Source organism: Fervidobacterium sp. (assembly GCF_059913585.1).
This window is the reverse complement of sequence record NZ_DBOLZL010000011.1, coordinates 105,458-120,855: the sequence shown is the minus strand read 5'-3', so window position 1 is coordinate 120,855 and position 15,398 is coordinate 105,458. Positions and strand designations below refer to the sequence as shown.

18 protein-coding genes are annotated in these 15,398 nt (G+C 39.3%); 16 read left to right on the top strand and 2 right to left on the bottom strand.

Annotated elements, in window-relative coordinates:
* Nucleotides 1-118: 118 nt before the first annotated feature.
* Both speE and speD read right to left on the bottom strand, forming a co-directional pair.
* Complete coding sequence (speE, locus tag AC3M61_RS03245) at nt 119-997, bottom strand: polyamine aminopropyltransferase (RefSeq protein ID WP_500779476.1); 879 nt, start codon at nt 995-997, stop codon at nt 119-121.
* 69 nt (nt 998-1,066) lie between these two features.
* Nucleotides 1,067-1,489 (bottom strand): adenosylmethionine decarboxylase, encoded by a 423-nt coding sequence (gene speD, locus AC3M61_RS03240; protein ID WP_448377032.1) that lies wholly within the window; start codon nt 1,487-1,489, stop codon nt 1,067-1,069.
* Nucleotides 1,490-1,768: 279 nt separating this feature from the next.
* Here speD and AC3M61_RS03235 point away from each other — a divergent pair, with 279 nt between their 5' ends.
* The 16 genes from AC3M61_RS03235 (at nt 1,769) to AC3M61_RS03160 (ending at nt 15,217) form a co-directional block, all read left to right on the top strand.
* A complete protein-coding gene (locus AC3M61_RS03235) occupies nt 1,769-2,359 on the top strand; it encodes a queuosine precursor transporter (RefSeq protein WP_500779475.1) in 591 nt (196 codons plus the stop codon).
* Nucleotides 2,360-2,400: 41 nt separating this feature from the next.
* Nucleotides 2,401-3,162: a lipoate--protein ligase family protein gene (locus tag AC3M61_RS03230; RefSeq protein ID WP_500779474.1), complete on the top strand. Its 762-nt coding sequence runs from the start codon at nt 2,401-2,403 to the stop codon at nt 3,160-3,162.
* Nucleotides 3,163-3,206: 44 nt separating this feature from the next.
* Entirely contained in the window at nt 3,207-3,944 is a 738-nt protein-coding gene (gene rsmI / locus AC3M61_RS03225; protein WP_500779473.1) for a 16S rRNA (cytidine(1402)-2'-O)-methyltransferase, read from the top strand.
* A 29-nt stretch (nt 3,945-3,973) separates the two neighbouring features.
* Nucleotides 3,974-4,510 carry a 16S rRNA (guanine(966)-N(2))-methyltransferase RsmD gene (gene rsmD / locus AC3M61_RS03220; RefSeq protein WP_500779472.1) on the top strand — a complete coding sequence of 179 codons (537 nt, stop codon included), beginning with the start codon at nt 3,974-3,976 and terminating at the stop codon, nt 4,508-4,510.
* A 42-nt stretch (nt 4,511-4,552) separates the two neighbouring features.
* Nucleotides 4,553-5,200 carry a DUF47 domain-containing protein gene (locus tag AC3M61_RS03215; RefSeq protein ID WP_500779471.1) on the top strand — a complete coding sequence of 216 codons (648 nt, stop codon included), beginning with the start codon at nt 4,553-4,555 and terminating at the stop codon, nt 5,198-5,200.
* Nucleotides 5,201-5,202: 2 nt separating this feature from the next.
* Nucleotides 5,203-6,306, top strand: coding sequence for an alpha/beta hydrolase (locus AC3M61_RS03210; RefSeq protein WP_500779470.1), 1,104 nt, complete (start codon nt 5,203-5,205; stop codon nt 6,304-6,306).
* Entirely contained in the window at nt 6,287-6,790 is a 504-nt protein-coding gene (locus tag AC3M61_RS03205) for a DUF3242 domain-containing protein (RefSeq protein WP_500779469.1), read from the top strand. Before AC3M61_RS03210 ends, AC3M61_RS03205 begins: the two co-directional genes overlap by 20 nt.
* A 9-nt stretch (nt 6,791-6,799) precedes the next feature.
* Nucleotides 6,800-7,555, top strand: coding sequence for a ribonuclease HII (gene rnhB, locus AC3M61_RS03200; protein WP_500779468.1), 756 nt, complete (start codon nt 6,800-6,802; stop codon nt 7,553-7,555).
* 55 nt (nt 7,556-7,610) lie between these two features.
* Nucleotides 7,611-8,249, top strand: coding sequence for an FAD-dependent thymidylate synthase (gene thyX, locus AC3M61_RS03195; RefSeq protein ID WP_500779494.1), 639 nt, complete (start codon nt 7,611-7,613; stop codon nt 8,247-8,249).
* On the top strand, nt 8,239-8,595 hold the full coding sequence (locus tag AC3M61_RS03190; protein WP_500779467.1) for a hypothetical protein: 357 nt from the start codon (nt 8,239-8,241) through the stop codon (nt 8,593-8,595). The genes thyX and AC3M61_RS03190 overlap by 11 nt, the downstream gene beginning before the upstream one ends.
* A gap of 32 nt (nt 8,596-8,627) precedes the next feature.
* Entirely contained in the window at nt 8,628-9,449 is an 822-nt protein-coding gene (locus AC3M61_RS03185) for a bifunctional 5,10-methylenetetrahydrofolate dehydrogenase/5,10-methenyltetrahydrofolate cyclohydrolase (protein ID WP_500779493.1), read from the top strand.
* A gap of 25 nt (nt 9,450-9,474) precedes the next feature.
* A complete protein-coding gene (yajC, locus tag AC3M61_RS03180) occupies nt 9,475-9,843 on the top strand; it encodes a preprotein translocase subunit YajC (protein WP_500779466.1) in 369 nt (122 codons plus the stop codon).
* A 22-nt stretch (nt 9,844-9,865) separates the two neighbouring features.
* The gene (gene secD / locus AC3M61_RS03175; RefSeq protein ID WP_500779465.1) at nt 9,866-11,290 is read left to right on the top strand and encodes a protein translocase subunit SecD; all 1,425 of its coding nucleotides are present in this window, start codon (nt 9,866-9,868) and stop codon (nt 11,288-11,290) included.
* Nucleotides 11,290-12,186 carry a protein translocase subunit SecF gene (secF, locus tag AC3M61_RS03170; RefSeq protein ID WP_500779464.1) on the top strand — a complete coding sequence of 299 codons (897 nt, stop codon included), beginning with the start codon at nt 11,290-11,292 and terminating at the stop codon, nt 12,184-12,186. The genes secD and secF overlap by 1 nt, the downstream gene beginning before the upstream one ends.
* A 79-nt stretch (nt 12,187-12,265) precedes the next feature.
* Nucleotides 12,266-14,215: a sodium-translocating pyrophosphatase gene (locus AC3M61_RS03165; protein ID WP_500779463.1), complete on the top strand. Its 1,950-nt coding sequence runs from the start codon at nt 12,266-12,268 to the stop codon at nt 14,213-14,215.
* Nucleotides 14,216-15,217, top strand: a complete 1,002-nt coding sequence (locus AC3M61_RS03160) for a 6-phosphofructokinase (protein ID WP_500779462.1) — start codon at nt 14,216-14,218, stop codon at nt 15,215-15,217.
* Nucleotides 15,218-15,398: the final 181 nt, after the last annotated feature.

Below are 15,398 nucleotides of genomic sequence, written 5' to 3'. Positions count from 1 at the left end.
TAATTGATTGTATGTTCCTTGTAGTATTCAAAACCATTATACAACAATCCCCGAGAAATTTAGCAAGGACGAAAAAACGGCAGGAGTACTCCTGCCGCAGAGGGTGTGAACATGTCCTTTACTCTTCTCCGATGTATTTCTTAACAAAATTTGGAAGTGCGAATGCCGCTTTGTGGATTTCTTCGTTGTAGTATCTCAATGGTTCTTTGAAGTTTCTTACTTTTTCTGGGTTGTAGTCTTTTATCGGGTCCAAACCAGCCTTTGATGCATATGTATAGCTCCAAATTCCGCCCGGGTATGTTGGCATAAAACCGAGATACATCCTAACCAATGGGAAGTTAGCTTTGATTCTCTTGTAGGCTGTCGAGCCCCATTCCCAGTCGTAAGTCATACCTTCCGTTTGTGCACAAAGAATACCATCTTCTTTAAGTGCTTCGTTACAAGCTTTATAGAATTCAAGAGTGAAGAGGTGTCCTCCCTGTCCAGCTGTTGGGTCTGTTGAATCGATGATTATAACATCAAATTCGTTTTTGAATTGTCTAACAAATTTTGAACCATCTTCGAAGACCAACTCTACTCTTGGGTCGTTGAGCTTGGATGCTGTGTAAGGGAGGTATTCAATAGCTGCTCTAACAACCATTTCATCGATTTCGCACATGACAACCTTTTCTACACTTGGATGTTTCAATACTTCCCTAACACTTCCTCCATCTCCGCCACCGATGACGAGAACTTTCTTTGGATTTGGGTGCATGAACATTGGTACGTGAACGAGCATTTCGTGATACATGAATTCGTCAATTTCCGTAGTCATTGTAATACCATCAAGTGCAAATACGCGACCGTAGAATGGTGATTCAAATATATCTATTCTCTGATAAGGGCTTTGCGCAGAATAAAGCCACCTGTTTACTCTCATGAAAAGTCCGCCAGGGTCACGAGAATACCATTCCATGTACAGCATATGTCTTCCTGGTTTGAGTTCCATCTCTTCCATAGGCATTCCCTCCTCCTTTTCCTTATACTTTATTTAGCCTTCTCGCGTCAGACAATTCACAGACATCAATTAAAGGCTGACAACAGCCTCTTCATTTTCGTTGACAACAGCCTTGTGAGATGCAGTCTCAGGAATGCCTATTTCGTCGTATCTGCCTCTTAAGTGTTCAACAACATGCACTCTCTGAGATTTGAAAACTTTCTTGAGATATGTGAAAGCCTTCCACGGGTCTACATGGTCACCACATGTAAACAGGTCAACGGCTGCATAGCCGTATTCTGGCCATGTGTGAATTGTCAAGTGAGACTCACTGACAACAACTACACCGCTCACTCCATAGGGGAGGAACCGGTGGAAAGATGAGTTGACGATAGTTGCTCCGGTCTCGTAAGCAGCTTGTTTCATGTGAAACTCGATAGCGTCGATGTTGTCAAGTATTTCTTTGTCACAGTCGTAGAATTCCGCAATGATGTGTCTGCCCAAGCTTTTCATCGCAATCCCTCCCCGATAAAAGATTTTTTGAATGTTCACTTAAGTAGACATACTTTTTCCATATACATTGGCATGTCTATTTAAATGAACACAACGCGTCAGTATTGCGAACAATATTATATACCCCCTTTTAAGATTTTTTAGTTAAAGTAATGTAACAGTTTGTGTAATTTTTGAGCACTAAATGTGTGTTGGATGGAGGGGTAGATTATAATATTTTGCCTTGGGGTTTAATAAGAAAGATTTCAAATAAACGATGTTTGAAAGGAGAGGTGGCTTGTGGACAGACAAGAGAAAAACGCTATGATTTTAACAACTTTATTTATCACGGGAATTGTTATCTCAAATGTTATCGCAGCAAAAGTTATTAAGCTTGGAGCGTTTCTATTTCCAGCATCGATTATTAGTTACACTTTTACATTTATAATCGCAAACATGATGTCAGATGTAGTTGGTAAAGAGCGTTCGAGATTTTTGGTTTTCATGGGTTTTCTTGCTCAAGCAACTGCGAGTGGTTTGATTTTTCTTGGATTGTTTTTACCACCAGCCGATGTAAACCGAGGAGAAGCTTATCGGCTGCTTTTGGGAATCAACTGGAGGTTTACACTTGCTAGTTTGTCTGCATATGGAACTTCTCAGTTGATGAATTATTATACATTCAATTCGAAGTTCTTCAAAAATAGATTTACTGCAAATCTTATCTCTGTCCTTGTTGCGCAATTTTTCGATACATTGATATTCACGTTTGTTGCATTCATTGGTATTTACGACCGTTTGCTTGATATGGTGTTGTCTCAGTATGTGATAAAGATTATAATAGTAGTGGTAACCAATCCAATATTTTTGTTGACCAAAAAAATGAAAGGTTAAGATTAAAGTGCCAAGAAAGAAGTTTCAAAGGAGTTGATAAGTTGTACGTTCTTGAAACCTACAAGCTGAAGGGCTCAAAGAATATGGCAGTTGATGTTACGCTTGGGCAAGTTGCGAACGAGTTAAACGATGTAATTCTAAGGTTCTATACATGGGAACGTCCAACACTCTCTCTTGGCAAGCATCAGAAGGCAAGCGATGTGGATTTTGATTATCTTGAAGAAAACGGGTTTGATATTGTTCGAAGGCCATCCGGTGGACGTGCAGTCTTACATTGGGATGAGGTGACTTATTCAATAGTTGTTCCTCGAGGTCATGAGCTTTTCAAACTTGGGGTGCTTGAATTGTATAACTTGATTTCTAAAATCATCGTAGCTGGATTGAATAAACTAGGTTATCCTGTAGAATTAACAACTGGTAAAAACAAGCCCTCCAGTCACATCTGTTTTCAAGTGCCTTCTGCCTATGAAATAACTTTGAATGGCACGAAAGTAGTTGGAAGTGCCCAAACTAGGACACAAGATTACATACTACAGCATGGTTCGATAGTGTTAGTTCCACATGAGGAAATTAAGCATTGTTTTAAGAACACAAAGACACTTGATATACCTTTGATAGGGCTCTATGATTATGCGGATAAGGAATTTCTACAGATAGTGGAAAGTTTAAAAGAGGCGTTTGAGAATTACTTCGGTAAAGGAAGAGAATTTGACGAAAATTTGCAAACGAAGGTTTTGGAAATTAGCACGGTATTTGAGAAAAATTTCGTTGTTATAAGAGATGAAATCTTGGCAAAAGAATAAAGGGAAGTGGGATTATAGTCGAGGATGGGAAAAATGAAAATGTCTTGATTGGTGATGAAACTCTTGGTGTGTTGTATGTTGTTGGAACACCGATAGGTAATCTCAAAGACATCACTCTTAGGGCTCTTGAAATTCTGAAAAGTGTAGACTTAATAATTGCAGAAGATACTCGAAGAACTTCTCATTTGCTTTCTTATTATGGTATTTCCAAACCTATGGAGTCGTTCAACGAGCGAAATTCTTTCAAAAAGATAGACAACATAATTAAGCGTTTGAAATCAGGAATGAAAATTGCCCAAGTTTCTGACGCGGGAATGCCGGTGATTTCTGACCCGGGTTGGAATCTTGTTAGAAAATGCCATGAAGAGGGAATAAAAGTGGAGGTAATACCTGGACCAAGCGCTTTGACAAGCGCGGTAGCTATAAGTGGCTTTCCTGGAACTTATTTTTATTTCGTTGGCTTCATGCCAAAAGATAAGAACAGAAGAAGGCTTCTAAGAAAAATCAAAGATAACGAATTAATTGAGCGCTTTGCTTTTTTCGAAAGTCCAGAGAGGTTGAAAAAAACGCTGGAGGATATATACAACATCCTTGGCGATTGCAGAATTTTTATTGCAAGGGAAATTACAAAAATACACGAAGAGCACTTCCATGGAACGGTATCTCAAGCATTGGAGCATTTTGATAAAGTCAGAGGTGAGATAACGGTTGTCGTAGAAAAGTTCGAAGCCACACAAATCCCAGAAGATGAGGAAAGCCAGGATTTAGAGTCTGGTGAGTAAATACGATAGAACAATAGGAGAGAAGTTGTATGCTTAAAATCGAGACAGGGGAACTGAGAGGCAAGACGATAGATGTTGTTCCAGACCCGAGGACAAGATATACGTCGGCGATAATTAGAAGAAGTCTTGCAAACATGGTAGATTTTGGAGGAAAGTCTTGTTTAGATATATGCGCGGGTAGTGGTATCGTTGGCATCGAGATGCTAAGTAACGGGGCACAGCATGTAACTTTTGTCGATGTCTCAAGTTTATCTATATCAACGATAAAAAAGAACATCAGAAAGTTAGGGTTGGAAGAAAAAGTTGGTATAAAAAAAATTGATGCACGCCGGTTTTTGGAATCTTATGCCGGCGTTTTTGATATTATCTATTCCGACCCACCATATGAACTGGGACTTGTTGATGAAATTACCTTGCGTGTTCACAATGTCATGGGGGAAGGTTCGCTTTTTATCCTTCAGTGTTCCAAAAGAGAAAAACCGAGTGAGAGTGTAATTGAAAAACTGAGAGTTATAAAAGAAAAAGACTATGGGGATACTTTGTTGATTTTCTTTGAAAAAGCATGAAATTTGGAAAAGTTGTGATATAATTAGTTAGGGGTGTTAAATATGCCACTATCATTTGCAAAGAAAGAGAAAGAAGTAATAGAGCGCTTAATTGCTTTATCCCAAAAGACAGTGGAGGCAAGTGTTACACTGAAAGATTTTCTTATCTGTTATTTTGAAAAAAGATGTGGCGAAGCTCAGAGCTATTTTCAGAGCATTAAACGTATAGAGCACGAAGCTGATGAGCTCAGGCGTGGGATAATTTCTGAAGTTTATAAGGGATTGTTCTTACCCGACATGCGAGAGGTTATCCATTCATTAACGGAATCAGTTGATAAGATTGTTAACAAGTGTGAATCGGTTAGCAAGATTATAGACTATCAACACCCAAATATTCCTGATGAACTAAAAGAAAAGATGATTAGACAGTTGGAGTGCGCTGTAAAGGCAGCCGAGTCATTTGTGAAGGCAGTTGAGAAGCTTTTTGATAACCTTAGTGAAGTACAACATTATGTCATTGAGGTAGAAAGGTTCGAGCACGATGAGGACGTACTTGAAGAAGAATCGCTAAGGGCGATATTTGGTAAAGATATGCCTCTTGCAGAAAAGATGCAGTTGAAAGAATTGGTAATAAACATAGGGGACATAGTTGATAGGACGGAAGACGCGTCTGATATATTGGAGGTATTGTTATTAAAGCTCGCGTACTGAACGTGCGCAGTTTTTTATTCAGTTTTTCATTAATATTTTCTCTGGCGATTGCACTGTTTGCAGGACTTGTCTTTGCTCAAGAAAACGATGATTACGGAGTATATTATGTTTACTATAACTCTATGTTCCCTGTATACAAAACACTTTATAAAATAGACCCCTTTTTCGAGTATGCCAAGGTAGTTGAATATAAGTGGAAAAGACCAGAAACAAGACTTGTAGAAATTAGAAAACCAAAGAATCAAGAACCTCCGGTAATTCTTATACATGGAATAGACCCTAATGAAATAAATGGAGAATGGACGAATTACAAAAAGTATTTTGTTGATACTTGGAAAAGATGTTTGCCGGAAGAATACGGGCTATATATTTTTGTTTATCCATCTTTGGATATCCCATTGGAAGAAGGTGCTAAGAAACTTGCACAAGAAGTTCAGAAGTTGGCTTCAAGCACAGGTCAAAAACGTTTTAACTTCTATGCCCACAGTATGGGCGGTTTGCTTTTAAGATACGCATTGCAAGATGTTGGCTTTACAGAGTATGTTGCAAAGATAATTTTTGCTGGAACTCCGCATATCGGTTCGCCATTTGCAAATTTTATTGTAATGAATAAAAAAATCTTAAAGCTCAGAAACGATTGGGATTTTCTCAAAATGATTTTAATTAGTGCGAACTTGGCAAATGTATTTATAGAAGCGCCAAATTATGCTTATCTAATTTATGGAAGAGAACATCCTGGTATTCCGGATTTTGTTGACTTTATGAATTTCGCAAGTGTCATAACAAACACCAGTGAACCTATCATTCAGAATATCTTGAGAACAGAACCTTTTTCAAGTGTGGTCATGATTTTTTTGAATGCGGTAAGCAGGATAATATTCCCAGAAGGAGAATTTACAAAAAACGATGGTATGGTTCCGCTAACAAGCGCAACGGCTTTTGGAAAAAGTGAAATATTTGAAGGTTTTGACCATGCGGATTTTATTTTGAGTGATATAATTGTTAAAAAAGCCATAGAATTTTTCTATCCAATCGAGAAATCGGAAAAAAGCTATATTGAAAAATTGAAAAAGAAGGTGAGGTACGTTGCTATCCAGAATTACTAAAAGTGTTAAATTGATTTTTATAGTTCCTATAAGTTTGCTCCTTCTTACTTCTTGTTCAATACCATTCATTCCCGAAGTTCCGCCCGCAAGTTACTCCGTTGAGGCGGCGATAAATGTTATTGCAAACAAATACATATTGTTAGATACAGGATGGATAAACGGATTTGGTGACATGGAACTTGGAGAAGGTAGGTATGCAACCTTTGATGGTGTAGATGGTTTTCTTATGGTCTTTAGGTACGACGACCCTGACCAGGCTAAAGCATCATGGGATAAGATAACAAAAAGGTATGGAAATCCGTTTAAGCTGAAGTATCTGAAAATAAACATGGGGACTTACGGTGTTTTTACAATTCGTTTGGAGAACACAGATTTGTATAGTTGGTATAAAGAAAATTGGCTCTTTGTTATCACGGGTGACAAAATTGAAAAATTTGTGATGGATGTGAACAACATCTACAAGACCATAAGAACCAACAGATAAAGGTGCAATATGAAGTCAATGAATGAAGATAAGTCAAAAAAACTTGATTGGGCAAAAGAAAAGAAGTATATCGACTATTCTGTAATCGGGGTAGACGAAGCAGGACGTGGACCATTGTTTGGACCAGTTGTTGCAGCAGCGGTTTACTTCGATGAGGGGGTTTATATAGAAGGCATTGCTGATAGTAAGGCTTTGAGTGAGAAACAGCGTGAAGAACTTTACAATGAAATCTTTGCGCATGCAAAATTTGGGTTAGGACTTGCGACGCCAGAAGAGATAGATTTGTACAACATTTTCCATGCTACTGAGCTTGCAATGAATCGCGCACTTGAGATATTAAGTCAGTTTGTGGAAATCAAAAATGTATTTGTTGATGGAAAGAATTTGAAATTGAAATTCCCTGCTGTATGCGTTGTTAAGGGTGATTCAAAAATTTACCAAATATCTGCAGCATCTATTTTGGCGAAAGTTACACGTGATAAAATCATGGAGAAGTTCCATGCTCAGTATCCGGAATATAACTTGATAAAGCATAAAGGTTATCCTACACCAGAACATTTAGAGCTTCTGAAAAAATATGGTCCAACACCTTTTCATAGGTTGAGTTTCGAACCAGTGATTAGTTTAGTTTCAAAAAGTCTTCTTGATGATTGGTTTGATAAGGGATTAATTACAGAGCAGAGATACAGGCATCTTCTTAATTTACTGGAGGTGGATCTCTTTGGTAACACAAGAAGGGCTAAGCGGAAAACCAGAGCCAAATGAACACAATCTATTCGAAGCAAAGGTCTTAGATAAAGGTTTTGTACGTCTCGTTGATATGATGGGCGATGATTATGCTGCAGTCAAAGCTGCACGAGTCTCATACGGTCAAGGTCTGAAGACGCCGGAACGTGATAAGGCTCTGATATTTTACTTAATGGAACACGGTCATGAAACTCCATTTGAACATATTGTTTTCACTTTCCATGTAAAGGCTCCACTTTTTGTTGCAAGACAATGGTTTAGGCACAGAATAGGTTCGTTCAACGAGATAAGTCAACGTTACACGGAGATAAAAGAGGAAGAGTTCTATATTCCCGAAAATGTTCGTGTTAATGTTCCTGAGGACAGACAAAAGGCGGTTCCTGTGGAAGATGAAGAACTGTTGGAAAAAGTTAAGGAATTAATGGTAAAATCTTTTGATGAAAGCTATAAGATTTACAAAGAATTATTGAGTCTAGGTGTTGCCCGAGAACTAGCGAGAATAGTTCTTCCATTGTCTACTTACACGCAGTTTTATTGGACAGTCAATGCACGAAGTTTGATGAATTTTCTAAACCTTCGTGCAGATTCACATGCACAGTGGGAAATTCAACAATATGCGATAGCAATTGCAAGAATGTTCAAAGAAAAATGTCCGTGGACATATGAAGCCTTTACAAAATATGCTTACAGAGGTGATTTACTTGAAGCTTAAAGAGGTATTAGAGCTTGTGGAAGGTAGAGTAGTAGCGCCAGAGAATGCGGATTTGGATATAGAGGTTTCTAAGGTTGCGGCTTCTGACTTAATGAGTGATGTTTTAGCTCTTTCTGAGCCAGGCTCTTTACTTGTGACAGGACTTGCAACACCGCAATGTGTGAGAACTGCGGGTGTTGTGGGAATACCAGTGGTTTTAATTGTAAGGAATAGGGATATCATGCCAGAAACAATAAAGGCTGCAGAACTTTCTGGTGTTGTTTTGTGTGTTACAAAAAAGGGAATGTATGAAGTTTGTGGGATACTTTACTCTGCGGGTCTTCAGCCAGTTTATAACCAGGGTTGAAACTTACGGTTTGCTAAGAGGTGATGAAGGTTATGTTTTTGAATTTAGAACCGCTTTATTCATCAATTGTTGAGAACATAAAAGAGCGAATTTCAAAATTACCAAGACCACCAAAGTTGGCAGCAGTTACGTGTCAGCCGGACCCTTCTACACTGAGTTATTTGAGGAGTCAGGAAAAGCAAGCAAAAAGGTTGGGAATAGAGTTCGCAGTTTACGAGGCACCGAAGGCTTCGGATTTAAAATTACTTTTACCCAAACTTTCTGCGGATGATACAGTCAACGGAATTTTTTTGACTCATCCGCTACCATCAAATATTTCAGAACTAGAAGCAGTTTCTTTTATTTCTCCTGAAAAAGACGTTGAAGGAAGGCATCCTATCAACCTTGGTAACATTATGTATGATAACCCTATTTTTGCACCGTGCACCGCAGAAGCAGTTTTAAGAATAATAAAATATGTTACAAACCCGTCTGGTAAGACGATAACGATAGTTGGTAGGAGTGTCACTGTTGGAAAACCTCTCAGTATGTTACTTTTGCAAAAAGGAGTAGATGCTACTGTTACCGTGTGTCACTCAAGAACTAAAAACCTTGCTGAAATAACAAGAAACTCAGAAATTGTAGTTGTTGCTATAGGAAAAGCAAAAGCACTTGGCAAAGAATACTTTAGTCCAGGGACACTGGTTATAGATGTAGGTATAAACGTTGAGAACAATGAAATATTTGGTGATGTGGACCCATCCGTTGCTGAGATTTGTGACCTCACACCAGTTCCTGGAGGAGTAGGTAGGATTACGACACTTGTTTTAATGGAACATACCGTTAAAGCAGCCGAAATGGCAAGAAAATATTGATATATACCTTTAGGAGGTGTTTAGAGTGAGATTAGTATTCGCCGGTGCACCAGACGTAGGTGCAACAACATCGACAGGAACACAACCAAGTGCCTCAGGAGCCATGATGCAGATGTTGATAATGCTCCTGATATTCTTCGCAATGATGTATTTTTTGGTGATTTTACCACAAAGAAGGAGAGAAAAAGAGTTTAGGCAAATGATTGAGAGTTTGAAAAAAGGAGATACAATTATTACAACTGGTGGAGTTGTTGGAAAAATAGTTGATATCAAAAAAGATGTAGTGAAAATAAAGAGCGCAAATTCTACTGAACTTGAAATTCACAAAGCTTATATAGCCAAAGTCATCAAGGAAAAAGAAGAGACAAAAGAAGAAACAGAATCCAAAGACTAAACATTCGGGGGAGGGTTTACTGATGCGCTCAGATCGTGTAAGGCTCATAGTCTCATTAATCCTACTTGTTGCAGCGATTGTTGCTATGCTCTTGCCAGGTGGACGCCAGGCTAAAGGTCTTGCTAAGCTTTTCAGCCGTATCAAACTCGGTTTGGACCTCAGTGGCGGTGTCAGACTTGAGTACAAAGTAGATATTGAAAAAGGAGTGGAAAATCCTGCTGCAGTTGTAGATGATGTCTGGACAGTCCTTAGAAACAGGCTCGACTCAGCAGGATATACAGAAGCGGTTGTTAAAAAGAGTTTCAGAGAGAACAATTCGTTTGTTATTATAGAAATACCAGATGCAACTGATACCACAAAAGCAGAAAAGCTCGTTGGTTCGACTGGTTTGCTTTGGTTTGGACAAGCTATCGACGAAAGAGATTATGACCCTACAGTAAATCCAGATGATGTTAATCTCGCTTTAAGAGAAGGCGCACAATGGTATGCAGATAAGAATGGGAAAAAGTGGTATTTGATAAAGAAGGAAATAAACAACAGAAAGGACTTGGTCCTTGTTGGTCCTAGGGTTGTCGAAGCAGTGCCGACGATAGACCAGAGAGGAGTTGCTAACTACATTGTTTCCTTCACACTTGACAGGCAATTTGTTGAGCTGTTCAAGAACATAACAAAAGAACTTTACGTTCCCGAACAAGTGTTGAACGCAGGCACGACCCAATACCAACTTGCGCTGAAAAAGAGACTTGCGATAGTACTTGATGACAAAGTTCAGTTCGTTGGGTTTGTTGTCAGTCCTATCGAAGATGGAAGAGGACAAATTAGGGGTAACTTCACATTTGACGAGGCAAAAGAGCTTGCTGCGATACTTAGAAGTGGTGCATTGCCAGCAAGACTTGAAAAAACCTCAGCAAGCCTTGTTTCACCAACACTTGGAAAAGACGTGCTTGAACAATCACTTAGGGCAGGTATCATCGGTGGTATATTGGTCATGGCATACATGTTGATTTTCTACGGTGTTATGGGTATCGTGGCAATCATAGGTATTTTCTACGCATTAGCGATAATCTTTGGATTCCTTGCAGGAACTGGAGCAATACTGACACTCCCTGGTATAGCTGGTATCATCTTCACAATCGGTACATTGGTTGATGGTAACATAATCATTTACGAAAGAATCAAAGAAGAAATAAGGGCTGGAAAGACTCCAAAAGCGGCTATTGAAATCGCTTTCTCAAGGTCTTTCTGGACGTTGTTTGACGCGAACCTTACAACTATAATTGCTGCTCTGTTCTTGTATTACTTTGGAACAGGAACCATAAAAGGCTTTGCAATAACAACTATCATAGGTATCTTCGCAGCAATGTTCATGAACCTTGTCTTCAGTAAATTCTTGCTCGATGCAATGTCCGGTGCTATCAGAGTCAGAAAAGCAGGGGGTGCTCAATAATGAAGATTGATTTCGTTGGAAAGAGATATTACTTCATAGCACTTTCTCTTGTACTTATAGTTATTTCACTTATCAGTATATTTACAAGAGGATTTAACGTAGGCTTAGAATTCATCGGTGGTAGTGAATTGATAGTTAAAACATCCAAAGACTACACAATTGCTGATGTGAGAACCAAAATAGCTGAACTTGGCGAAGAGTTTAAAAAAGCAAGAATAATAGAAGTTCATGCTCTTGGTCAGGCAGAACACAGAACATTTTCGATAGTCGTGTCACCAAGGGATGAAAACGGAGCTTTGAGAACCTATACTCCAGATGAAAAAGCAGAGGTTTCAAAAAGGGTTGAAGAAATTTTAGATGCAAAGGTTGTTTCTTTCAACGAAGTTAGTGGCGATGCTGCAGATGAAATTAAAAACTTAACTTGGAAAGCGGTAGTTTTCACGCTATTGGGAATACTTGTATACGTTGCTTTGCGATTCAGATTTGCATTTGGTGTTGGTGCAATTGTTGCACTACTTCATGACGTAATTATCACACTTGGTTTCTTCTCTATTTTCGGTTTTGAAATGAACATAGCTGCAATAGCTGCCCTCTTGACGCTTGTAGGTTACTCCGTTAATGATACTATAGTAGTCTACGACAGGATTAGAGAATTTGGTAGAAAATTCAAAGGGAGAGATATGGCATCCATAGTCAACGAGAGTCTGAACTCCGTTATAGTTAGAACAATAAACACGTCGCTTACGACATTTTTTGTTATACTCATGCTACTTCTCTTCTCCACAGGTAGTATTAAATCTTTTGCATTTGGTATGACGATTGGCACAGTAGTGGGAACTTATTCATCTATATTCATAGCATCGCCTATCGTTATTAGGTGGGTAAAATCAATATAAGAGTGATATTAAAAAAGGCACGGGGGCACCCACGTGCCCCCTTTTTATAATACAAAAAATAGACTTTGGAGGTGGGATTTTGATACTCTTATTTTCCTCCATAATAGCAGGAGTAGTGTTGATTATCTATCTCACACTAACTGTCCTTGATAAAAGTCCAGGCAACGAAAAAACTGAAAAGATTTCGAGAATCATTCAAAGAGGTGCCCGGTCGTTCCTATTTCAGGAGTACAAAGTCTTTTTCCCCATAGTTATTGTGCTTGCGATACTTTTTGGACTTTCTTCTGGTTGGACAAAGGCAGTTGCATTCATAATAGGCGCTACCTTCTCTGTTCTTGCAGGCTTTTTTGGCATGAGTATTGCCACAAAGTCTAATGCGAGAACAGCATGGGGTGCAACCAAAGGCGTTGGTGAAGCACTTGATATTGCATTTTCGGGCGGAGCAGTTATGGGACTTGCCGTTTCTGTTTTGGGGTTGCTTGGTTTGAGTGTAGTTTACCTGATATTCGGGCTTGAGGCAGTCAGTTTCTACTCTCTTGGTGCTTCTTTTGTTGCACTGTTTGCTCGTGTGGGCGGTGGAATTTACACGAAGGCAGCAGACGTAGGGGCAGACATTGTTGGAAAGGTTGAGGCGAATTTGCCAGAAGATGACCCAAGAAACCCTGCAGTTATAGCTGACAACGTTGGTGATAACGTTGGTGACGTTGCTGGTATGGGTGCAGACCTTTATGAATCGTATGTTGGTTCCATTTTCTCAGCAATAGCGATAGGATACGCATTATTTGGAGCTAAAGGTATTTTCAACACAATTTACATTATTTCCTTTGGTCTCATTGCTTCAATCTTAGCAATAATCCTTGTAAAGGTACTTTCAAGATTGAACACCGAACCAGCTTTAGCTTTGAGAATGGGGACCGTAACTTCAAGTATTATCTTCTTAGTTTTCTCGTTTGCATACGCAATCATCGAGAAAAATTTAAACCTCTTTTGGACTGTCTTAACGGGAAATATAGTTGGTGTTTTGATAGGTCTCATTACTGAGTGGTATACCTCAGGAAAGAAAGTAGAGAAACTCGCACACTCCGCTGCAATGGGACCAGCGAACGTGATAATAAGTGGGACGGCACTTGGAATGGAGTCTACCGCTGTTATCACCATATTAATAGCTCTTGGAACATTGGTTTCTTACAAACTTGCAGGTCTTTACGGTATTGCAATGGCTGGTGTTGGTATGCTTTCAACTCTTGCAATGAACCTCTCTGTTGATGCATACGGTCCTATAGCAGACAACGCCGGTGGAGTTGCTCAGATGGCTGGACTTGATAAAAGTGTCAGGGAAATAACTGACAAACTGGATGCGTTAGGAAACACAACTGCTGCTATGGGAAAAGGTTTTGCAATCGGTTCTGCTGCGTTGACTGCGATAGCACTTTTCGCAAATTTTGGTTCTGTGGCACACGTTCAACAAATCCAGCTCCAAGACCCGAACATGTTTATTGGTGCTCTCATTGGTGCAATGTTGACATTCTTCTTTTCAGCACTTACCATGAACGCTGTTGGAGATGCTGCAAATGACATGGTTGAAGAGATAAGAAGACAGATTCGGGAAGTGCCAGGCATACTGTCTGGAGCAGTCGATCCTGATTACGAAAGTTGTATAAAGATAGCTACAAAAGGTGCATTAAAAAGGATGATATTACCTGCAGTCCTTGCTATTTTAGCTCCTATAGTCCTCATGATAGGCTTAGGTGTTCAAGGGGTTGTAGGATTACTCATTGGTTCAACTGTTACTGGCGTTGCTCTGGCTATTTTTATGGCAAACTCAGGTGGTGCGTGGGACAACGCAAAGAAATACGTAGAAGAAGGGCATCTGGGCGGAAAAGGTTCATTTACTCATAAAGCGACAGTTGTTGGTGATACAGTTGGTGACCCATACAAGGATACTGCAGGACCATCGCTGAATATATTAATAAAGTTGATGGCAATAACATCCATAGTATTCTACTCAATTGTGGGGAGGTGGATATAAATGAGAAGGATAGGTGTTCTTTCTGTTGGAAATGATTGTCCAGGTTTGAACCCAGCAATCAGGTCGATAGTTGTTAATGCAATAGAACAAGAAATTGAAGTTATGGGTATAAAAGATGGATTTGAAGGATTGCTCAACGATAAAGTTGACATGCTTGTTAGAAACAATGTATCAGGTATTCTTCACCAAGGTGGTACAATACTTGGAACATCTCTTTTCATCCCTGAAAGTGACGAAGATTTAACTGCCATTAAAAACAAGACGATTCAATATGGTATCACAGGATACATTATCCTTGGTGGAAGAAACGCTGTTAGGAGTGCTCTTAACCTTCAAAGATACGGAGTTCCTTCAATAATTGTGCCTGCTACAATAGACAACGACTTATCGTTCACGGACTTTTCAATTGGTTTCATAACAGCCCTTGAACATGTAACACAGGCACTCGACATAATCCATTCAACAGCTGAATCTCACCATAGGGTCATGATTGTGAAGACAATGGGTGCACCAGGTGGTTGGCTCGCAACTTTTGGTGGTCTTGCTGGAGGTGCCGATTTCGTCATAACAAGCTCGGATGTTTTAAATCCAAAAGAACTTTTGACAACCATACAGTACAGATACGAGAGCGGGAAGAGATTCTCAATAGTCGTAGTAGAAGATGGTGTTAAATTACCCGAAGAGATAATTGACGAATGCAAATGCTCCCACGAAACAGACCCAGCTGAAGTTGTTGGAATATACATAGGTAAAAAACTCAATCTCGAATGGAGATATACAAACCTTGGATATATTCAAAGAGGCGGAACACCCGCAGCAATGGACAGAATTATTGCAACACAACTGAGCGCAAGAGCGGTCGAACTTGTGAAAATGGGAAAATTCTACCATGCGGTTGGTGTAAAAGGTTTTATCGTAACAGAGGTGCCTTACAGTGAAACACTCCTTAACGTGAGACCAGTTGATTATTACATCAAACAACTTGCAAAGCTTTTCTATTAAAAGTATTTCTAACACCCCGGCGGTGGCTCGTTGTACCAAAGCCACCGCTTTTTTCATTTTCACAACTTAAAAAATGCAAAGAAATCTAAAGTCAGAGTAAGATTTTATTTGAAAGAAGAATCTAGCAACTTTTGGATACAGAATTTCTATAATTATCCTGAATTGGAGTTTAATTTCTCAA

What these genes read in the sequence shown, in the direction of transcription:
- speE (WP_500779476.1), bottom strand. Translation starts at nt 997, where the DNA reads ATGGAAGAGATGGAACTCAAACCAGGAAGACATATGCTGTACATGGAA.
- speD (WP_448377032.1), bottom strand. Translation starts at nt 1,489, where the DNA reads ATGAAAAGCTTGGGCAGACACATCATTGCGGAATTCTACGACTGTGAC.
- rsmD (WP_500779472.1), top strand. Translation starts at nt 3,974, where the DNA reads ATGCTTAAAATCGAGACAGGGGAACTGAGAGGCAAGACGATAGATGTT.
- AC3M61_RS03215 (WP_500779471.1), top strand. Translation starts at nt 4,553, where the DNA reads ATGCCACTATCATTTGCAAAGAAAGAGAAAGAAGTAATAGAGCGCTTA.
- rnhB (WP_500779468.1), top strand. Translation starts at nt 6,800, where the DNA reads ATGAAGTCAATGAATGAAGATAAGTCAAAAAAACTTGATTGGGCAAAA.
- thyX (WP_500779494.1), top strand. Translation starts at nt 7,611, where the DNA reads ATGATGGGCGATGATTATGCTGCAGTCAAAGCTGCACGAGTCTCATAC.
- AC3M61_RS03185 (WP_500779493.1), top strand. Translation starts at nt 8,628, where the DNA reads ATGTTTTTGAATTTAGAACCGCTTTATTCATCAATTGTTGAGAACATA.
- secD (WP_500779465.1), top strand. Translation starts at nt 9,866, where the DNA reads ATGCGCTCAGATCGTGTAAGGCTCATAGTCTCATTAATCCTACTTGTT.
- secF (WP_500779464.1), top strand. Translation starts at nt 11,290, where the DNA reads ATGAAGATTGATTTCGTTGGAAAGAGATATTACTTCATAGCACTTTCT.
- AC3M61_RS03160 (WP_500779462.1), top strand. Translation starts at nt 14,216, where the DNA reads ATGAGAAGGATAGGTGTTCTTTCTGTTGGAAATGATTGTCCAGGTTTG.